Here is a 20,824-nt window from a genome sequence, read left to right on the forward strand (position 1 = left end):
CGGCCCCCGCGATGGGGCCCTCAGTGCGCCCCCACCCACCCCAACGTGCGCGCCAGGTCCTCGTCGATGACGCGGCACCACCCGGGCTGTCGAGGCACCACCGCCGCCAGGACCTTCTCCCCGTTGCGCACCGGCGCGCGGCCCGGCCGAGCCCGAGCGCGGACATCGTGTTTCACGTCTTGCCGGAAATAGTGCGCGGGGAAGACGACCTCGGCGCGCGTGCGAGGCAGGGGCTCCTCCACGGTGAGCCACACCAGGGCGCCCAGCCGCAGCGGCTCCACCTCCGCGCGCCACAAGCGCCGCAGCTCCCACCCGAGGACGCCCGCCGCCAGGAGCGCGCCCACGGCCAGGCCCCAGGGCAGCCACCCCACCCGTGACGCCAGGGCCCGGGCGAACCGCGCCTCGCGAGGGCGATCCGGCTGGCGTGGGTCCACCAACAGCATCACCCGAGCGCCCGGCCCCATCTCCGCGGCGGAGGCCGCGAAGGTCCGCACGCCGGTGATGGCGTGCTCCATCCGCGCGTAGGTGTAGAGGACATCCAGGGTGCCCTCCGCGCCCTCGCGCTCGGCCGGGGGCGGAGAGTGGCTGCGAGCCACCCGGGCCTCCACCTCCTCGGCCCGCGCGGCGAAGGCCTGCTCCTCCACGAAGTAGCGACCGGCCCAGCCCACTCCGGCCGCCACCCCGCCCATGAGGACCAGGCCCACCACGACGCCGCGCACCAGCCGCCCCACGGCGCCGGGGACCTGGGTCAGACGCACGCGCCGAGGGGCATGGGGAATCGCGAGTCGCATGGGCGACCGGGGAGACTACCCCAGGTCGCGCTGGAGCTTCGCGAGCAGGTTGAGCGCATCCAGCGGCGTCATCCGCTCGATGGCCGCCGCCTGGAGCGCCTCCACGACCTTCTGGTGCAGGGGGTTTGGAGCGGGAGCGGCCGCCATGGGCGCGGGCTCCGCGCCGAACAGCCCGAGCTGCCCGGTGGACACCCCGGCCGCTGGCGCCGCACGTCGCGCGGGGGGCTGACGAACCGCCACGCGGGGACGGCCCGCCTCGTCCAGCTCTCCCGACTCCAGGTTCTGGAGCAGCTCCCGGGCGCGCGTCACCACCTCGGGAGGAAGGCCGGCGAGCTTCGCCACCTCGATGCCGTAGGAGCGGCTGGCTCCGCCCGCGATGAGCTTGCGCAGGAAGATGACCTTGCCGCCCTGCTCCTTCACCGCGACGCAGAGGTTCTTCACCCGAGGCCGCTCGCGCGCCAGGTCCACCAGCTCGTGGTAGTGCGTGGCGAACAGCGTGCGCGCGCCCACCTTGTCGTGCAGGTGCTCCGCCACCGCCCACGCGATGGAGAGCCCGTCGAACGTGGACGTGCCGCGGCCAATCTCATCCAGGATGATGAGGCTGCGACGGGTGGCGTGGTGGAGGATGTGGCTCGTCTCGGTCATCTCCACCATGAAGGTGGACTGACCACGCGCCAGATTGTCCGCCGCGCCCACGCGCGTGAAGATGCGGTCGCACAGCCCGATGCGCGCCGCCTTCGCGGGCACGAACGAGCCGGCCTGTGCCATCAGCGCGGTGAGCGCCACCTGCCGCATCACCGTGCTCTTGCCCGCCATGTTGGGGCCGGTGATGACGAGCAGCTGCGCGTCCTGCGGATCCAACCGGATGTCATTGGGAACGAAGGACTCCCCCGCCCCCAGCATGCGCTCCACCACGGGGTGACGTCCGCCGGTGATGACCATCCCCTCGGACGTGTCCACCTCCGGGCGGGCATAGCCGTACTCCGCCGCGCAGCGCGCGAACGACAGCAGCGCGTCCGCCGTGGCCACCGCCTCGGCCGCCGAGCGGATCCGCGGCGCCGCGGCCACCACCTGGGCACGCAGCTCCTCGAAGAGCTGGAGCTCCAGCACGCCCCGCCGCTCCTCGGCGGTGAGCACCTGCTCCTCGTACTCCTTCAGTTCCGGGGTGACGAAGCGCTCGGAGCCCACCGTCGTCTGCTTGCGGATGTAGTCCTTGGGCACGAGGTGCAGGTTCGACTTGGTGACCTCCAGGTAGTAGCCGAACACCCTGTTGAACCGCACCTTGAGTGAGCTGATGCCGGTGCGCTCCCGCTCGCGCTGCTCGATCTGCAGCAGCACGTCCTTGCCGGAGGTGGACAGGGCGACCAGCTTGTCCAGCTCGGCGTGGAAGCCGGGCCGGATGAGGCCACCGTCCTTCAGCGTCACGGGCGGCTCGTCCGCCACCGCGCGCGCGAGCAGCGACGCCAGCTCGGGCAGCGCGCCCAGCGGCCCCGCCAGGGACTGGAGCAGCCCGGACTGGCAGCGCGCCAACGCGGTCCCCAGCCGAGGCAGCTGAAGCAACGACAGGCCCAGCGCCCGCAGGTCGCGCGCGTTGCCCGCGCCCAGCGACAGACGGCCGCACAGCCGCTCCAGGTCGCCCACTTCCTTGAGGATGCCGGTGAGCTCCTCGCGCCACACGCCGCGCTGGGACAGCTCCTCCACGGAGTCCAATCGCGCGTGGATCTCCGGCAGCGAGGACAGCGGCGCCGCCAGCCACCGGGCCAGCTTGCGCGCCCCGAGCCCCGTCGCGGTCCTGTCCAACACGCCCAGCAGCGAGCCGCGCCGCCCTCCGTCCCGCAGGCTCTTGAGCACCTCCAGGTTGCCCCGCGAGGACTCGTCCATGAGGAGCTGACCCGAGCGCTCCACGCGGCTCAGCCGATCCACGTGCGCGGCCGGAGTCTTCTGGGTGTCCTTCAGGTAGCGCAGCGCGGCGCCCGCGGCCCCCATGGCCAGAGGCGCGCCGTCCAACCCGAAGGCGGCCAGCGACTGCACCGCGAAGTGCGCGCGCAGGAAGGCGGAGGCGCGCGTGGGCTCGAACGACGCGGCCTCGCCCTCCGCCACCGCGGGCATCCGCGACAGCCGCTGGCAGACCTGCGTCACCTCGGGGGCCTCGCGCTTGCCTTCCGGCACCAGCAGCTCGCGCGGATCCACGCGCGACAGCCCCTCCACCACCTCGGACAGCGTCGCCGCTTCCAGGGAGAGGAACTCGCCCGTGGAGGCTTCCAGCAGCGCGGCCCCGAAGCCCTGCTCGTTCCAGCAGAGCGCGGCCAGGAAGTTGCTCGCCTGGGGCTCGAGCACCTCCTCGTCCAGCACCATGCCGGGGGTGATGACGCGGGTCACTTCGCGCCGGACGATGCCCGGCCCGGTGCCCGGTGCCTCCACCTGCTCGCAGATGGCCACCTTGAGGCCGTGCTCCACCAGCCGCGCGATGTAGCGGCGCGCCGAGTGGTACGGCACCCCGCACATGGGCACCTTGTCCGAGCCCTTGGCCCGGGCGGTCAGGGTGATCTGGAGCAGTTCCGAGGCGCGGATCGCGTCCTCGAAGAACATCTCGTAGAAGTCCCCGAGCCGGAAGAAGAGCACGGTGTCGGGGTGGAGCGCCTTCAGCTCCAGGTACTGGCGCATCATCGGGGTGAGCGAGGCGATTTCCCTCGCGCCCGCGGGCTGCTCGCCCGACGGGTTTCCGACGTCCGAGGTCTCCTCCTCGGAGGGCTCCACCGCTGGTGCCTTCGCTGTCTTCGCCTGCTGCGTCACGGCCATCCCCGCCCTTCTCGCATGCCCCCACCCGTGGATCAACGAACGCGAGCCCTACCCGCCGCGTTCCCATACCACCGCCTCCCGACATTTCGCCGCGAGCCTCACCGAAAACGATTCCCCGGGCGCCGCGCACTCGGCAGGCTGGGCGGCGCGATGGCGACGCCCCCCACGACTCCCGCTCCTGCGCCACGACCCCCGCCCCCCGTGCCGGCGTTGTTCCGGGTGGCGCTCGCTCCCTTGCAGGCCTTCTTCCGGCTGGAGGCGAGCAGCGGCATCCTGCTGGCCCTGTGTGCGCTGGCCGCGCTGGTCTGGGCCAACTCCCCGTGGGCGGACACGTACACGGCCGTCTTCGATGCGCCCCTCTCCCTGTCGATCGCCGGTGCCGAGGGCCACTTCACCTTCCGCGAGTTCATCAACGACGGGTTGATGACGGTGTTCTTCTTCCTCGTGGGGATGGAGATCAAACGCGAGCTGTCCTCAGGTGAGCTGCGCACGTTCTCGCGCGCGGTGCTGCCGCTCATCGCCGCGATGGGCGGAATGATCGTCCCCGCGCTCGTCTACCTCGCCTTCAACGCGGGCACGCCGGCCCAGAGCGGCTGGGCCATCCCCATGGCCACGGACATCGCGTTCGCCATCGGCTGCCTCACGCTGGTGAAGCAGCGCGTGGGCCACGGCCTCGTGGTGTTCCTCACCGCGCTGGCCATCTTCGATGACATCGGCGGCATCCTCGTCATCGCCCTCTTCTACGGCACGGGCCTGCACGCCGCGTGGCTGCTCGCGGCGGCGGGCGTGGTGCTCGTGCTGCTGGCCTTCAACGCCTTCTCCGTCCGCTGGGGCGTGGCCTACGCGCTGGCGGGCGCGGCGCTCTGGTACTGCATGCACCATGGAGGCATCCACGCGACGCTCTCGGGCGTGGTGCTGGGCCTGTGCATCCCCGCGCGCCCCACGCGACGCGGGCGCGACGTGCTGGAGGAGCTGCAGGCCTACCTCCGCGCGTGCGTGAGCGAGCCCGAGGACGAGACGCGCCGGGGCGCCCAGATCCTCCACATCGAGGAGGCGCTGGAGGACATCGAGCCGCCGCTCAACCGCTTCGAGCACCTGTGGCACCGCTGGGTGGCGTTCGGCATCGTGCCGCTGTTCGCCCTGGCCAACTCGGGCATCAGCCTGGCGGGCATGGGCCGTGAGGAGCTGCTGTCTCCGCTCACCCTCGGCGTGTTCTTCGGGCTCTTCGTGGGCAAGCAGGTGGGCATCTTCACGTTCACCTGGGTCGCGCTGAAGCTGGGGGTGTCCAGCGCGCCGGGCAACGCGAGCGCGGGGCAGATCCACGGCGTCTCGGTGGTGGCGGGAATCGGGTTCACGGTGGCCCTGTTCGTCGCGGGCCTCGCCTTCCCCACGCAGCCCGTGCTCTTGACCGAGGCGAAGCTGGGCATCCTCCTGGGCTCGCTCCTGTCCGGCGTGGTGGGCTACGTTCTCTTGCGCTTCGTGACGAAGCCCTCCCGCGCCGTGGCGTCTTCCGAATGATCCTCCAGGACCTCAACCGCGTCCGTCAGATTACCGTCATCGCCGCGCGCCACGGCTTCGGCGAGGTGGCGGAGCGCGCCGGGCTGTGGCGGATGCTCGGCCGCAAGGAGAAGGTGGAGGTGTCGCCGGAGGCGCAGCGCGCGTCCACGGCCCGGCGCTTCCGCATGCTGCTGGCGGACCTGGGCCCCACCTTCATCAAGCTGGGGCAGGTCCTCTCCACGCGCGCGGACCTGCTGCCCGCCGAGTACGTGGAGGAGCTGGCCACGCTCCAGGACCACGTCGAGCCCATCCCGCTCGCCGAGGTGCACGCGCAGATTCGCGGCTCGCTGGGCAAGGACGCCGCGGAGCTGTTCGCGCAGATCGATCCCACCCCGCTGGCCGCGGCCTCCATCGCGCAGGTGCACCGCGCGGTGACGCTCGAGGGCGAGGAGGTGGTGGTGAAGGTGCAGCGGCCGGGCATCGCCGCGCAGATCGACTCGGACCTGGGCGTGCTGCGCTCGCTGGCGAGGCTGCTCGAGGCCGTGGTGGAGGAGACGGGCATCTACACGCCCAGCGGCATCGTGGACGAGTTCGACCGCGCCATCCACGAGGAGCTGGACTTCGTCAACGAGGCCACCAACATCCGCGCGTTCCTGGAGAACCACCGCGAGCGGCCGTACCTGAAGATTCCGCGCGTGTACTCGGAGCTGTCCAGCCGCACGGTGCTCACGCTGGAGTTCATCCGCGGCGTGAAGGTCAACCCGTCCCAGCTCTCCGAGCCGGTGCGCAAGCAGCTCGCGCAGAACATCGTGGAGGCCAGCTTCCGGCAGCTCTTCGACGACGGGCTGTTCCATGGCGATCCCCACCCCGGGAACATCCTGCTCATGGAGGACCACCGGCTCGCGCTGCTCGACTTCGGCGTGGTGGGCCGGCTCACGCGCCCCATGCAGGAGACGCTCGTCATGCTGTGCCTCGCGGTGGCGCTGAAGGACAGCGACTCGGTGGCGCGCATCCTCTACCGGGTGGGCGTCCCCGACGCGCGGGCCAACCTGGTGGGCTTCCGCAACGACATCGAGGGCATCCTCGGCCAGCACCTGCCCACCACGCTGGGTCAGGTGGACGCGCGCACGCTCCTGCGCGACCTGCTGGATCTGGCCGTCAAGTATCGCATCCGCATCCCCAAGGAGTACGCGCTGCTCTCGCGCGCCTCCATCTCCACCGAGGGCATGCTGCGCGGCCTCTACCCGGAGCTGAACATCCTGGAGGTCGCGCTCCCCTACGCCAAGGAGCTGCTCGCCGGCCGGTACGACCCGACGCAGCTCCAGGGCGGGCTGATGCGCACGCTCCTGCGCTTCCAGTCGCTGGCGCAGGACCTGCCCACGCAGCTGTCGCAGATCCTCCTGGACCTGGAGTCCGGCAAGTTCAGCGTCAACGTGCGCGCCGAGCAGTTCGACAAGCTCAACGAGAACCTGCGCAGCGCGGCCGTCATCGCCTTCCTCGGCCTGTGCGCCTGTGGCTTCATCGTCGGAGCCTTCATCGCCTTCGCGCCCCGCCCGCCCATGTACGGCAATGTCCCCGTGCTCGGCGTGGTGGGCATCGCCTTCGCGGCGGCGCTCTTTGGCGCGGCCATCACCTGGTACCTGTTTGGCGGGCGACTGGGGAAGGTCAGCGTCAGCCGGTGGCTCACCAAGAAGCACCGGTAGTCAACGCCCCACCCGAAGCGCGGCGGACCCGGGTGGCTTCGCGTGCGCGTGACACATGCGTCCCGTGCGTGTTGGGGGCTGCGTCGCGCAGGGCGCCGGGCTAGGCTGAAGCCCCGTTTCCCTTCCCTTCCAAGATGGCCGACTTGTTCGCGAACGCTCCTGCCCGCCGTCCGTCCCATACTCCGCTGGCGACCGTGCTGCTCGCCCTGGGGTTCTCCTTCACCGCTGGCTGTGCCGGCGCCCTCGATGACCCCGAGCGCTTCACCGGGGAGAGCACCGGGTGCCCCAGCGGAACCACCGCGCAAAGCATCATCCAGAGCCAGTGCCTGAGCTGTCACTCGACAGCGTCGAAGCTGGGAGACCTGGACCTGGAGGCCGCGGGCCTTCCCGGGCGCTTGTTCACCACGACGACCACGAGCTGCGGCCAGCAGCGCCCCCTCGCGGACTCGAGCAATCCGGCCGGCTCGTACTTCCTCCAGAAGCTGGGCGCGGAGCCGTCGTGCGGCGTGCGCATGCCCCAGGGAGGCCAGGCGCTCAGCTCCGCGCAGGTGGCCTGCCTCTCCGCGTGGCTGACCGCTGGCAAGGCCGGTGCGCCATGAGCGGGCTGCGCATGGTGCGTTCGTGGCGCTCAGGCCGAGCGCTCCTCTCGGTGTCCGCGCTCGGTGTGGCGCTGGTGCTCGCGCCCACGTCGGAGGCCGCGCCCACCGCCCGCAAGGGCGGCCGCCCCGCCGCGAGCGCGACGAAGAAGGCCGGTGCGACCAAGAAGACCGCGAAGTCCAGGTCCGCGACGGGCAAGAAGTCCGAGCAGCTCCGAGTGGCCGTGCTCGCCTCCGGACCGCTGGCGGCCGAGGCGCGCACCGCCGTGGAGGCCGAGCTGGCCCGGCGCGCCGCGCGCTACACGCTGGTGCCCGAGTCGCAGGTGCGAGCGGCCGCGTCCCGGCACGGTGAGGATCCGACCCAAGCCGATGGCGCCGCGGATGTCGCGCGCGAGCTGAGGCTCGCCGCGATCATCGTGGTGGACACGTCGGGCCCCGCGGGCAAGCAGCAGCTGCGCCTCTCCGTGCGCAATGGCAATGACGGCAAGGCGCTCGCATCGCCCGCCGCCGCGCGCGTTCCTTCGGCGCGTATTGTTCCCGCCTCCGTGAAGCGGCAGTGGCCCGCCGTAGAGCGAGGGCTCGGCAAGGCGCGCGCGCCGGCTCCGACAGAAGCGCCCCCGGACGCCACGCCGCTGGAGCCCGCGACGCAGCTGACGGACCAGCCCGCCACGGCGACGCGGCCCACCCCCCCTCCGCCTCCGGCCGAGCCTCCCCCGGCGCCTCCGCCCTCGGACACGCGCAAGCCCGTGTCGAAGCCGGCCGTCGTGGCCACCCAGCCCGAGAAGCCGGCGACTCCCGACGACGAGGCGACGCCCATCCCGCAGGTCTCGGCGGAGCGTCCGCGCATCGTCGAGGGCGCGGTGGGCCTGCGACTCCTCGGACGCACACTGCGATATCGCGACGACGTCTTTCAAACCCTGCGGCCGTACACGCTGGGCAAGGACGTGGCGGGCTACGCGCTGCCCGGGGCGCCGCAGGTGGCGGGAACCCTCACCGTCTACCCCGCCGCGGCGTTCTCGCATGGGCCCATCACCCGACTGGGTCTCACGGGCGGACTGGAGCGGTCGCTCGTGCTGCACTCCACGGGCGCCACGGGCGCGACGCGCTATCCCACGGTGGCCAGCGAATGGCGCGTGGGCCTTCGCTATGTGCTGCCGCTCGACTCGGCCGGGCGCAGCGCGGTGGACTTCTCCGGCACCTATGGCCAGCACGCCTTCCGCATCGATCCGGCCGAGGACGGCTCGCGTCCGGTGGACGTGCCCAACGTGGCCTACGACGAGGTCGGCCTGGACGTGGGCCTGCGGATGGAGGTGACTCGCAAGGTGGAGGTGGGCGCGCGCGTGGGCTACCTCCTGCCCTTCGGCGCGGGCGAGCTGTCGTCCGACGAGTGGTTCCCCCACACGTCCATGGGCGGCATCACCGCGAGCCTCGGGCTGGCGTACCGCCTGACGCAGAACCTGGACGTGCGCCTGTCCACCGAGCTGAAGCGCTACTTCTTCAAGTTCAAGCCCGAGGTGGGCGACTCGCGCGTCGCGGGTGGCGCGGTGGACCAGTACCCCGGACTGGCCCTCCAGGTCGGCTTCCGCCTGTAGGCCCCTCGCTACACGGGCCGGCGGAAGAGGTCCGCGAGGTCGGCGGGGAGCTGTGAGGCCACCGCCGCCACCTCGTCCTCGGGGATGCGGTCGCGCACCGCCGTGAAGACGGCGGTGAGGACGCGGAACGCCTGGTCCACCGGGATGCGCAGGTGGTCCGCCACGTCGCCGATGAACTCGGCGCGGTGCATGCGCTTGGCGTGAGACGGGCCGCGGTGGATTTCACACGCGCCCAGCAGCTGCCCGATTCCGCCCGGCAACGCGCGCATCAGCTTCACGTCCTCGCCATCGGACAGGCGCCGCGCGAGCGTGCACAGCACGGCGCTGGCCGCGTCGCGCGCATCCAAGCCGTTGACCCGCAGCTCCTGACTGTTCTGCAGCTCGTCGAGGAAGGGCTGAAGCTCCGCGGATTCGTCGCGCTCCTTCACGGGCACCGTGTCGGGATCGCGGGGAACGTCGGGGTGCTGCGCCATGGAGAGCCTCCTGGCCCGCGTCGGGCCGTCCACCGCCAGTCACGGTGCGCACGGCCCTTCCCCCTGGCACGCAACGGCGGGCGACGGGACAAGCCCCTCGCCCGCCCGGGCGCCCTACCCGTGCGGCGCCGGGTGCGCGGCCTCGGCCGGAGCGGGCTCCACATCCGCCTTGCCACCGCCGAGCCGCGTCTTGATGCGGTCCGCCACCACATAGAAGGCGGGCACCACCAGGAGGCTGAGCACGGTGGAGACGGACAAGCCGCCGAGCACCGCGATGGACATGGGCGCGCGCGTCTCGCTTCCCGCGCCCAGCGACAGCGCGGCCGGCACCGCCGCCATCATCGTGGCCATGGACGTCATGAGGATGGGCCGCAGGCGCACCGGGCCGGCGCGCAGCATGGCCTGCTCGGCGTCCGCGCCCAGCTCGCGCTGCTGGAGCGCGTAGTCCACCAGGATGATGGAGTTCTTCTTCACGATGCCCATCAGCAGCAGCAGACCAATCATGCTGAAGATGTTCAGCGTGCTCCCGGTGCCCAACAGCGCGAAGGACGCGCCCGCCACCGACAGCGGCAAGATGGTGAGCACCGTGACGGGGTGCAGGAACGAGTTGAACTGCGCGCCCAGCACCATGTACGCGACGCCAATCCCCAGGAAGAGCGCGAAGACGAGGCTGCTCATCGACTCGCGGAACGCCACGCTGGCGCCGCCGACCACCACGCGCGTGCCACCGGGAAGGTCCTTGGCCAGCCGCTCCACCGTGGCGAGCGCCTCCTCCTGATTCGAGCTGGGCGCCACGTTGGCGAAGATGCTGATGGCGCGCTCGCGGTCCCGCCGGGTGATGGCCTGGAGCGCGGGGCGCTCCTCCTGCGCCACGAGCGTGGACAGGGGCACCAGCGTGCCGCTCGCGGTGCGCAGCTTCAACAGCGACAGGTCCTCCGGACGCGACCGCTGTCCGGACATCAGCCGCAGGCGCACGTCGATGCGGCGCCCACCGGTGCTGTACTTGCCCACGCGCACACCGCCCACCAGGGCGTTGATGGTGGAGGCCACCGACTGCATCGGCACGCCCAGGTCCGCCGCGCGCGCCCGGTCCGGGGTGATGCGCAGCTCGGGCATGCCCAGCTGGTAGTCGGTGTCCACGTCCACCACCTTGCCGCTGGCCTGGAGCTTCTCGCGCATCTCCTGGCTGGCTTCCACCAGCCGCTCCCAATCCGAGCCGCGCACGCTGAACTCCACGGGGAAGCCACGCTGCGCGGTGAAGCCGCTCTGCGACAGGTCCTGCACCACGGCGCGCAGGCCGGGGAAGGCGTTGAGGCCCTTGCGCAGCACCTGCTGGAACTCGGCCTGCGTCATGCGCTGCTTCGCGGGCACCAGCGTGAGCATCAGCATGCCGGTGTTCACGCCCGAGCCACCCATGCCGCCCACCACGGCGAACACGCGGTCCACCTCGGGGCGGTGCATGACGAACTCCTCGGCCTGCTTGAAGAGCTGGTTCGTCTCATCCAGGCTGCTGCCCACCGCCGTCTGCAGGCGGATCACCAGGCGCCCCTGGTCCTGCGACGGGACGAACTCTCCCGGCAGCGCGCGGAACGCGAACACGCTCGCGAGCAGCATGAGCGACGCGCTGCCCAGCACGCGCCACGGACGCTTCAGGCCCCACGCCAGCACGCGCGCGTACAGGTGCTCCAGGCGGGTGAAGGCGCGGTCCACCGCGAGCCCCACCCGACCGCGGCCCTCGCGGGTGGTGCGCAGAAGCTGCGCGCAGCGCGCCGGCGCCAGGGTGATGGCCTCCACGTAGGAGAGCAGCACCGCCACGCACAGCGTGACGCCGAACTGGAGGAAGAAGCGGCCGATGATGCCCTTCATGAAGATGACGGGCAGGAAGATGGCCACCACGGCCACCGTGGCGGCCAGCGCGGCGAAGGTGATCTCCGCGGTGCCCTCGCGCGCGGCGCGCACCCGCTCCTTCCCCTCCTCCGAGTGCCGGAAGATGTTCTCCAGCACCATGATGGCGTCGTCCACCACGATGCCCACCGCCAGCGCCAATCCCAGGAGCGTGAAGGTGTTGAGGGTGAAGCCGAGGAAGTAGATGACCGCCACCGTGCCCAACAGCGACATGGGGATGGCGAGCACCACGTTGAGCGTGCTGGACAGCGAGCCGAGGAACACCCAGCACACGAGCGCGGTGAGCAGACACGCCAGCATCAGCTCGAACTCGATCTCGTGGACGCTCTCCTCGATGAACTGCGACGAGTCGAAGTTGATGCCGATGGTCATCCCGGCGGGCGCTTCCTTCTGGATGCGCGCCAGCTCGGTGCGCACGCCCTGGGCCACGGCCACCGCGTTGGCGCCGCGCTGCTTCTTGATGCCCAGGCCCTGCGCGGGCTCGCCGTTGACGCGGGCCATGCGGCGCACGTCCTCGAAGCCGTCCTCCACCAGCGCCACGTCGCTCAGGTAGACGGGCTGGCCGCTCTGCTCGCGCAGCACGATGTGGCGCAGCGTCTCCAGGTCCAACGCCTCGCCCAGCACCCGGACGTTGACCTCGCGGCCCTGCGTCTCGATGCGACCCGCGGGCAGCTCCACGTGCTCGCGCTGGAGCGCGCTGATGACGTCCTCCACCGTGAGGCCGTGCGCGTCCAGCTTCTGCGCGTCCACCCAGATGCGCACGTTGCGCTCCAAGAGGCCGCCGAGCTGCACCTCGCCCACGCCAGGCACCGTCTGCAGCTGCTCCTTCACGCGGTAGCGGGCGAAGTCACCCACCACCTGCTGCGCGAAGGGACCGGACACGCCCAGCCACATGATGGGCTGATCCTCCGGGTTCGTCTTGGAGACGACGGGCGGATCAATGTCCCGGGGCAGCGCGCGCTGCGCCTGGCTCACCTTGGTCTGCACGTCCTGGAGCGCCAGGTCCACGTTGCGCGACAGGTCCAGCTCCACCGTGATGCTGGCGCCGCCCTGGCGCGCGGTGGAGGTGATGCTCTTGACGCCCTCGACCTGCGTCACCGCCTCCTCGATGGGCTCGATGACGTCGCTCTCCACCGCCTCCGGGTTGGCGCCTTCCCACGTCACCCCGATGTTGATGGTGGGGAAGTCCACGTCCGGAAACTGGCTGATGCCGATGCGCTGCGCGGCCACCAGTCCGAAGACGATGGTCGCCGCCATGATCATCCAGGCGAGGACGGGCTTCTTGATGCAGACCTCGGTGATGTTCATGGGCGAGCGCCCCCGGCGACATCCGCGCCTGCGGGCGTCTGCTGTCGCGGCTCCCCCGTGAAGGCGGGGCCGGTGCCCTGGGTGACGCGCACCGACGCGCCGTCGCGCAGCGCCTCGGCACCGCGGACCACGAGCTGCTCTCCGGTCTTCAGTCCATCGCGCACCTCCACGCGGCCGTCCGCCGTGCGCATGCCCAGGTCGAGCACGCGCTCACGCGCCTTGTCGCCCACCACCACGAAGGCGAGGAAGCCGCGCTCGCTGGGGCGGATGGCGGTCTGCGGCACCACGGGGCTGCCGCCGCGCGTCTCCACCGGGACGTTGACCGTGGCGAAGGCGCCGGGACGCAGCCGGGCCGCGTCCGCGCCGGACACCTCGGCCGTGACCGCCACCATGCGGCTCTGATCATCCGCGCTCGCCGACACGTGGGTGATCTTCCCCGTGTACGCGCCGCCATCCGAGCGCACCGTGAAGCGCGCCGTCATGCCCGGCTGGATGCGCGCCACGTCCGCCTCGGGGACGTTGAAGCGCAAGAGCAGCGGCTCCCGGCGCAGCAGCGTGGCCATCACCGCGCCGGGCTGGAGGTACTGACCCGTCTGCACCGTGCGCGTCTGGAGCACGCCGTCCATGGGCGCCTTCACGTACGCATCGCGCTGGTTGAGCTGCGCCTGCTCCAGCGAGGCCTTCGCCGCAGCCACCTCCGCCTGCGCCGTGGCCGCGCGGGCGTTGTAGGTCTGGAGCTCCTCGGCGGGCAGCAGGCCCGGACGCTCCGTGTTCACCGCCGAGCGACGCTGCGCGCCCGCCTGCGCATCCGCCAGCGAGGCCTGTGCCTTCTGGAGCGCGGCCTCGGCCGCCCGCACCGCGATGGCGTAGCGGTTGGGCTCGATCTCCGCGAGCACCTCGCCGCGCTTCACCGCCTGCCCCTCCATGAACAGCACGCGCTCCACGGCGCCCGGCACGCGCGCGGTGATCTGCACGCGCTCGAAGGCGTCCACCGAGCCCACCGCGCTGACGACGTACTCCACGTCGCGCGCCTCGACTGGGGCCACCTCGACGGGGAACTGGAGCGGACCGCGACCGCCTCCCGGTCCCCCCTTGCCCGCGGCCGGCGGGGCTCCGGGCGCGCCCGCCTCGTCCTTCTTGCAACCAGCGCCCGTGGCCAGCACAGCCACCGACAGGACCACGATTCCAGCGCGTCGCATTGCCTTCACGGTTCCTTCCCCAGCGGATCGAGTCCCACGGCCGCGCGCAGCCCCAGCAGCGCGACGCCCAGTCCATACCGGCTGCTCGCCAGCGTCACCTCGGCCTCGAAGAGCCGGAGCGAGGCGTCCGCCACCGCGAGCGCGGTGGACAACCCCTGGCGATAGAGGACGCCGGTCTCCTCGGCGTTCTTGCGCGCGGCCCGAGCCGCCTGTTCGCTCTGCGCCAGCGCGGCCCGAGCCGTCTCCAGTGCCACGCGCGCCCGCTCGATGTCCACATCCACGCGGCGGGTGCGCGCCTGCTCGTCCAGCTCGGCGGCCCGCGTGTTGGCCACGCGCTCACGTCGCTCGGCGTAGCGCTCGCCACCGTCGAACAGGTTCCAGGTGAGATCCACCGAGAGGAAGCCGTCCCCGACGCGGCCCGTGAGCCCCGCTTCGTTGGTCAGCTTGTACTGCGCGGTGGCCCCCAGCGTGGGCAGCAGGCGCGCCAGCGGCTCGCGGGCATTGGCCTCCAGCGAGCGCACGCGCAGCCGCGCGGCCAGGATGTCCAGCCGCTTGTCCGCCGCGCCCTGCGTCAGAACATCCAGCGCGGGCGACGGGCGAGCGGCGTCCGACAACAGCACCTCGGGCGGCGCGAGCGCGTCACCCACGCGCTCCACCAGCAGATAGCCCAGCTCCAGGTTGCTCGTCTGCGCGGTGCCCAGCGCCGAGGCCCGGCCCGACTCCGCCGTGGCCACTTCCAGCTCGGCGCGCGTCACGTCGTTGGAGCTGGAGAGCCCCGCCTTGGCGCGAGCCTGGGCGTCCTCCAGCCCCTGGCGCGCGAAGGCGAGCCGCTGCTCCGCGGCGCTCGCCACCTGCTGATTCTCCAGGCTGATGAGGAACGCGTTGGCGGCCTCGAACTGCACCTGCCGGCGAGCCTCGCGGGCGTCCAGCCGAGCGGCCTGCCCCTCCAGCTTCGCCGCGGTGTAGAGGGGAAAGCCGCGCGCGTCGAACAGGGTGACGCGCCCGGTGAAGTTGGCGCCGAGCGCGTCGTACTTCTGGAGCACCACCGTCTGCCCGCCCACCTCCCGCGTCGACTGGTGCAGGCGGCGCGTGTACGTGCCGGTCGCCGTCAGTTCGGGGAAGAAGAAGGCGCGGGCGCGGGCCACGCGGGCATCCGCAGCCTGCGCGCGCTGGTCCGCGGACAGGACGCTCTCGTTGCGCTCCGCGGCCAGGGCCACCGCTCGCTCGAGCGTCAGCGGCGCCTCGGCGGCCGGGGCTTGGGCGCGGGCTCCGGCTGGAATCAGGGTGAGCCAGGCACACAAGGGCGCGGCGAGGAGGGGGCGGCGGACGTCGGTGAGCATGGGCAAGGGCGGTGTACGAGCCGGCGGTGGCGGGTCGGCGGGCCATATCACGGGCATGGCCCACGGGATTCCCAGACCGCGTTCCACCCTGGACGATGGCCGGCGGCACGGTCTAAGGGTGCGACGTGATTCTCCTCGGTAGTCGACCTCACCGCGCTTCTCCCGGGGCACGCGGCGTGCCCCAGAATGCCTCCGCGATGCGTTTATTCCTGCTGGGCTTGCTGTGTGTGTCGATGACGGCGTGCAAGCGCGAGCCCAAGGACGATCCCCGCACGGGCGCCCTGCGCGTGCTCGTCTTCTACGCGACGTTCCGGCCCGCCTGCCTGACGCTGACCGCGCGTGACGTGGCCGACACGAGCCGTGAGGCTCAGACGCCCATCTCGGTGGACGCCGCGCGCCAGAGTGACACACGGACCGTGGCGGTGTTTCGCCAGCCGGGCTGGAGCCAGGACCTGCGGCTGACGGTGCAGGCCCACGAGCGCTCCTGCGTGGGGCCCGTGGTGGCCGAGCAGACGGTGACGGCGACGGTGCCGCGCGAGGGCCGCCTGGACGTGGAGATGGACCTGCGCGCCGAGGACCTCGACGACGACGGCTTCATCTCCGAGGCGCAGGGCGGCACGGATTGCGACGACACCCGCGCGGACGTGAACCCGCAGGCCCCCGAGGTTTGCGACGGCGTGGACAACAACTGCGCCCTGGGAGAGTCCGAGGCCGCGGGCAGTCAGCTCTGGTACGTGGATCGGGACGGAGACGGCTATGGCACCACGCCCTTCCCCGCCTGTGGCCGGCCCGCGAACACGGCGCCACGGGGCGGCGACTGCGACGACTCGAGCGCGAGCATCCACCCCGGCCAGGAGGAGACCCGCTGCGACGGCGTGGATGAGAACTGCGACGGCGCCAAGGACGAGCCCTTCCGAGTGGGACAGGCCTGCGTCACGGACCAGCAGTGCCCGGGAAGCTATGCGTGCGCGTCCAGCGGCGCGGGCGCGGCGTGCCTGGGCTCGCAGAGTCCGCAGGCGTGGTTCGTGGACGAAGACGGTGATGGCCGCGCGGGGACGAGCACCGCGCCGAGCTGCGTGTCGCCCGCCCCTGGCGCCACCCACGTGGCCGAGGACTGCGACGAGAGCTCGCGCTTCGTGGCGCAGGGCCTCTCCGAGGTCTGCGATCGGTTGGACAACGACTGTGACGGGCAGGTGGACACCGCGAGCTGCACGCTGACGTGGGCGCCCCTGACCAACGCTCCCTCCACGAGCACGCGCTGGAACGCCGTGGCGGCCTACGCCCCGGGCAAGGCATGGTTCGCGGGCGAGGACCAGCAGCTCCTGCACGTGGACGGCGCGGCGCGCACCGGCCTCACCTGCGCGGGCAACTGGAGGTCCGCGTGGGCGACCGCTTCGGGCCGGGTCTTCCTGGGCGCCGAGGACGGCCGCATCGCCACGCGCACGCCCACCGAGGACTGCGCGGTGGTGGCACTCCCCGGCATGAGCGCGGGCATCAACGGCCTCGTGGGCTTTGAGACCGCGAACGGCACCACGCTCTACGCCGTGTCGAGCAGTGGCCGAGTCCTGCGCTGGGACTACCCCTCGGCCGCCGCGCCCGTGGAGGTGGCGAACCTGGGCGTCAACCTGCGCGCCATCCATGGCGCATCGGGTCCGCAGACGCTGCTGGCGGTGGGCGCATTGGATCAGGGCGTGGACTCGCCGCAGCCCCGAGCGTTCCGCCTCGACGTGGCCACGGGCCACTGGACCTCCGAGAGCCTGGGCAACACGGGCCCGGGCTTCCTGCGCGGCGTGCACGTGGTGGACGCGCGCACGGCCTACGCGGTGGGCGACCAAGGATTGGTGCTGGAGCGCGCGGACGGAGTCTGGCGCATGCTCCCGCGCCTCGCGGACGCTGCGGGAACGCCTCGGGACGCGACGGGCGTGGTCGCCTATGGCCGACATGCCATCTATGCCGTCTCCAGCGACGGCCAGGTGCGGTTCTCCGACGGCGGAGCCACGTGGGTGACGGCCTACGATGGCGCATCGGGGCTGACCGCCGTCGACGGGCCCTCGCCGACGGAGCTCTGGGCCAGCGGACAGCAGGGGACGATCGCCCGCTTCCACCCGTAGGGTCCGCGCCGCCCGCTCCCCCAGTGCGAGCGCGCGCGCTGGCTCGGACACCTCGAGGTGCGGGCCGGAGGCGCAGCATCCATCGCGGCCACGCCCACGCGGGGCTCCGAGCACCGCCTCGCGGCCCGCTCCGTCGTGGCCCGGGGCTTCTCGCGCTGTGCACGTGACGACCCGCGGCATCTCATTTACGAACTTCTTCGTAGACATCTACGAAGCGCTTCGTATAAATGCCGGACGTCACGCGAGGAGGCCCCATGCACACCCTCGTTTCCCTGCTGCTCCTAGTCCACGCCGCAGCGCCGTTGGAGGCGAGCGGCCCCCCGTCATCCCCGACACATCCCCTGGGAGTGTGGACCGCCGTGGTGGCGGGAAACCTCGGCTCTGGCGCCCCTGGGGTGACGCTCCACCTCAACCATGACGGCCTCCCCCAGCTCACCTATTCCGTTGGGGCCAATGGGTTGTCCGACAGTTCACCGGACACGCTCATCGTTGCCACCGTCGTCACTCGCCACCCCTCGCTCGGCTCGGTGCTGGCGATGGCCCGCGACGAGCTGACCTCCGGGCTCCACGCGAAGCTCCGGCGCCCGCTCGCACGGCTGAACCGCGCCTGGGCGGCCTTCTCCCGAGCCCCATCCGGGCGTGACTCCAAGGCGGAAATCCCGCTCGTATCCCTGGATTCACCGGGGTCGCTGAACATCCCGGGTGTCCAGGCAGGGACGCCCTTGCGAACCTCATTGCCTCCTGAGGGGAAGGAAGGTGTTACAAGCCGCGGCGTGACTGCCCCCAATCCCCCCCCTGATGCAGGCTTTGACGCCCTGGGCCTCAAGCCGGCCCTCGTCGAGGCGTTGACCACCCTCGGCTACGAGGAGCCCACGCCCATCCAGCGGGCCTCCCTCCCGCCCCTCCTGGCGGGCAAGGACCTGCTGGGCATCGCCGCTACCGGGACCGGCAAGACGGCCGCCTTCTCGCTGCCGATGCTCCACCACATCACCCCCGGCCAGGCCGGGCCTCACGCCACGTCCGCGCTGGTGCTCGTGCCCACGCGCGAGCTGGCCATGCAGGTCTCCGAGGCCATCCACCGCTATGGCCAGAAGCTGGGCATCAGCGCGCTGCCGCTGTACGGCGGCCAGGAGATTGGCCGCCAGCTGCGCGTGCTCAAGCGCGGCGTGGACGTCGTCGTCGCCACGCCGGGGCGCGCGTTGGATCACCTGCGCCGCAAGACGCTGCGGCTCGACTCGGTGCACACGGTGGTGCTCGACGAGGCGGACGAGATGCTCGACATGGGCTTCGCGGACGACCTGGAGGCCATCCTCTCCGAGACGCCCGAGGACCGGCAGACGGCGCTGTTCTCCGCCACCCTGCCCCCGCGCATCGCGAGCATCGCCGAGCGCCACCTGAAGAACCCGGTGCGCGTGAAGATCGCCAAGGAGAAGGTGGAGCCTGGCTCGATGCCGCGCGTGCGCCAGACGGCGTACGTCGTCCCGCGCGCCTACAAGGTGGCCACCCTGGGCCGCGTGCTGGACCTGGAGGCGCCCAGCGCCGCCATCGTGTTCTGCCGCACGCGCACGGAGGTGGACGAGCTGACCCTGTCCCTCAACGGTCGCGGCTGGCGCGCGCACGCCCTGCACGGCGGCATGACGCAGGAGCAGCGCGGCCGGGTCATCAAGCAGCTCAAGTCGCAGGGCACCGACCTGCTCATCGCCACGGACGTGGCGGCGCGCGGCCTGGACATCCCTCGGCTGTCGCACGTCGTGAACTTCGACGTGCCCAACGCGCCGGAGGCGTACGTGCACCGCATCGGGCGCACGGGCCGCGCCGGCCGAGAGGGCGTGGCCATCACCCTGCTGGAGCCCCGCGAGCACCGGCTGCTGCGCAACATCGAGAAGCTGACCGGTCAGCGCATCGACGTGGCCACGGTGCCCACCGTCGCGGACCTCCGGGTGCGGCGCATGGACCTCTTGCGCGCGTCCATGCGCGAGGCCCTGCTCGCCGGTGAGCTGGAGTCCTTCCGAGGCGTGATCGAGGGCCTCGCCTCCGACTTCGACGTGCTGGACGTGGCCGCCGCCGCCCTCAAGCTGCTCCAAGAGGCTCGGGACGAGGGCCACGACAGCACCGAGGACGACATCCCCGCCCTGCCGCCGCCCTCCGAGCGGCGCGAGCGCACCGAGCGCACGGATCGCCCCGCCTTCGCCCGCGCGCAGCGTCCCCAGCGCGGCGAACGGCCGGAGTACGGCGAACGGCCCGAGCGCGGCGAGCGTCCCGAGCGCGGTGAGCGCCCCGAGCGCGGAGCCCCGCCCCGGCGCCGGGGCGGCGGTCCCCAGGACTGGGAGATCACCCGGCTGCACATCAACGCGGGGCGCAACGCGGGCATGCGGCCCGCGGACCTCGTGGGTGCCATCGCCGGCGAGTCCGGCCTGGACTCCTCGCAGATCGGCGCCATCCACATCGCGGACACCTACTCGCTCGTGGAGGTCCCCGAGCGTGAGGCGCCGCGCATCATCGCCGCGCTCAAGCAGGCCACCGTGCGCGGTCGCAAGGTGGCGGTGCGCCCGGATCGCGATCGCGCCTGAGCGCTCCGCTCAGCGCAGCCCCGCGCGCCTGGCCAGCTCCTGCGCCAGCGCGCGCAGATCCTGAACTCCGGGCGCCGCGGGGCTCGTGTCGAACACGACCTCGTAGCCCAGCCCCGCCTGGTTGATGGACTCCGAACGGGGGATGCGCGTGCGCAGCACGGGGACGGTCGAGTCCTTCAGCGCCTCGTCCATCGCATCGTTGGTGGCGGTGGTCCGGCGATCCCACAGGTTGATCGCCGCCACCAGCTCGCCGCCCTGCTCGCGAATCTCGCGCCACGCCGTCTCAATCTCACCCAGCCCCTGGAGCGCGAACGCTCCGGTGGGCACGGGGGCGACCACGAGGTCCGCGTAGCTCAGCACCGCCTCGGTGAACGCGCTGATGCTCGGCGGCGTGTCCACCAGCACCACGTCCGGCGTCCAGCTCAGCGTCTTGAGCGCGCGCGGAATTGCCTGAAGGCGGTGTCCCCACTGGAACAGCTCGCGCTCTTGCGTGGCCATGCGCGGCGCTCCGGGCGCGATGAACAACCCCGGCCGCTTGGGAGACGCCACCACCACGTCATCCAGCCGGCGCGCGGGCCGAGCCCCCAGCGCATCCGCCACGCACGGCCCCTCACGTGACTCCAGCCCCAGCACGAGCGAGGCATGGGCCTGAGGATCCAGATCCAACAGCAGCACCCGGTGCCCCGCGTCCGCCAGGGCCGCGGCCACGTGCGCGCAGAGGGTGGTCTTCCCGACCCCTCCCTTGATGGTGCAGAACGCGATCGACGGCATGCCCCGTCCTATACCTCAAGCCCCCCACCGCCCGTTGCCCCAGACTGGCGCACCCCGCGCCATCCCGAGCGCCCCAGAATGGTGCAAGGGCCGCCGCCCCCATGCCCTCTCACCAATGATTTCCAGGGGTTGACCCTGGCACTGCCCATGCTTTTGCCCCCCGCGTCAG

General features: G+C 71.9%; 13 protein-coding genes. 6 read left to right on the forward strand and 7 right to left on the reverse strand.

Annotated elements, in window-relative coordinates; all coding sequences use genetic code 11:
• Nucleotides 1–20: 20 nt before the first annotated feature.
• A complete protein-coding gene (locus JGU66_15735; protein ID MBJ6762224.1) occupies nt 21–791 on the reverse strand; it encodes a DUF3592 domain-containing protein in 771 nt (256 codons plus the stop codon).
• A gap of 15 nt (nt 792–806) precedes the next feature.
• Nucleotides 807–3,590: a DNA mismatch repair protein MutS gene (gene mutS / locus JGU66_15740; GenBank protein MBJ6762225.1), complete on the reverse strand. Its 2,784-nt coding sequence runs from the start codon at nt 3,588–3,590 to the stop codon at nt 807–809.
• 150 nt (nt 3,591–3,740) lie between these two features.
• Here mutS and nhaA point away from each other — a divergent pair, with 150 nt between their 5' ends.
• From nhaA to JGU66_15760, 4 genes are all read left to right on the forward strand, one after another.
• A complete protein-coding gene (gene nhaA / locus JGU66_15745; protein ID MBJ6762226.1) occupies nt 3,741–5,108 on the forward strand; it encodes a Na+/H+ antiporter NhaA in 1,368 nt (455 codons plus the stop codon).
• On the forward strand, nt 5,105–6,790 hold the full coding sequence (locus JGU66_15750) for an AarF/ABC1/UbiB kinase family protein (GenBank protein ID MBJ6762227.1): 1,686 nt from the start codon (nt 5,105–5,107) through the stop codon (nt 6,788–6,790). The genes nhaA and JGU66_15750 overlap by 4 nt, the downstream gene beginning before the upstream one ends.
• A gap of 143 nt (nt 6,791–6,933) precedes the next feature.
• A complete protein-coding gene (locus JGU66_15755; protein ID MBJ6762228.1) occupies nt 6,934–7,389 on the forward strand; it encodes a hypothetical protein in 456 nt (151 codons plus the stop codon).
• Nucleotides 7,390–7,400: 11 nt separating this feature from the next.
• Nucleotides 7,401–8,978: a hypothetical protein gene (locus JGU66_15760; protein MBJ6762229.1), complete on the forward strand. Its 1,578-nt coding sequence runs from the start codon at nt 7,401–7,403 to the stop codon at nt 8,976–8,978.
• 8 nt (nt 8,979–8,986) lie between these two features.
• Here the strand turns inward: JGU66_15760 and JGU66_15765 are convergent, their stop codons facing one another.
• From JGU66_15765 to JGU66_15780, 4 genes are all read right to left on the reverse strand, one after another.
• Nucleotides 8,987–9,451: a DUF2267 domain-containing protein gene (locus JGU66_15765; protein MBJ6762230.1), complete on the reverse strand. Its 465-nt coding sequence runs from the start codon at nt 9,449–9,451 to the stop codon at nt 8,987–8,989.
• A 114-nt stretch (nt 9,452–9,565) separates the two neighbouring features.
• Nucleotides 9,566–12,664: an efflux RND transporter permease subunit gene (locus JGU66_15770; protein MBJ6762231.1), complete on the reverse strand. Its 3,099-nt coding sequence runs from the start codon at nt 12,662–12,664 to the stop codon at nt 9,566–9,568.
• Nucleotides 12,661–13,863, reverse strand: coding sequence for an efflux RND transporter periplasmic adaptor subunit (locus JGU66_15775; GenBank protein MBJ6762232.1), 1,203 nt, complete (start codon nt 13,861–13,863; stop codon nt 12,661–12,663). Before JGU66_15775 ends, JGU66_15770 begins: the two co-directional genes overlap by 4 nt.
• A gap of 5 nt (nt 13,864–13,868) precedes the next feature.
• Complete coding sequence (locus JGU66_15780; GenBank protein MBJ6762233.1) at nt 13,869–15,203, reverse strand: TolC family protein; 1,335 nt, start codon at nt 15,201–15,203, stop codon at nt 13,869–13,871.
• 197 nt (nt 15,204–15,400) lie between these two features.
• On the opposite strand from JGU66_15780, the gene JGU66_15785 reads away from it, so the two are divergent.
• Nucleotides 15,401–17,314: a hypothetical protein gene (locus tag JGU66_15785; protein ID MBJ6762234.1), complete on the forward strand. Its 1,914-nt coding sequence runs from the start codon at nt 15,401–15,403 to the stop codon at nt 17,312–17,314.
• A gap of 536 nt (nt 17,315–17,850) precedes the next feature.
• The gene (locus tag JGU66_15790; protein ID MBJ6762235.1) at nt 17,851–19,884 is read left to right on the forward strand and encodes a DEAD/DEAH box helicase; all 2,034 of its coding nucleotides are present in this window, start codon (nt 17,851–17,853) and stop codon (nt 19,882–19,884) included.
• 9 nt (nt 19,885–19,893) lie between these two features.
• Here the strand turns inward: JGU66_15790 and JGU66_15795 are convergent, their stop codons facing one another.
• The gene (locus tag JGU66_15795; protein MBJ6762236.1) at nt 19,894–20,655 is read right to left on the reverse strand and encodes a ParA family protein; all 762 of its coding nucleotides are present in this window, start codon (nt 20,653–20,655) and stop codon (nt 19,894–19,896) included.
• Nucleotides 20,656–20,824 lie beyond the last annotated feature (169 nt).

The organism is Myxococcaceae bacterium JPH2 (assembly GCA_016458225.1).
Lineage (GTDB): Bacteria > Myxococcota > Myxococcia > Myxococcales > Myxococcaceae > Citreicoccus.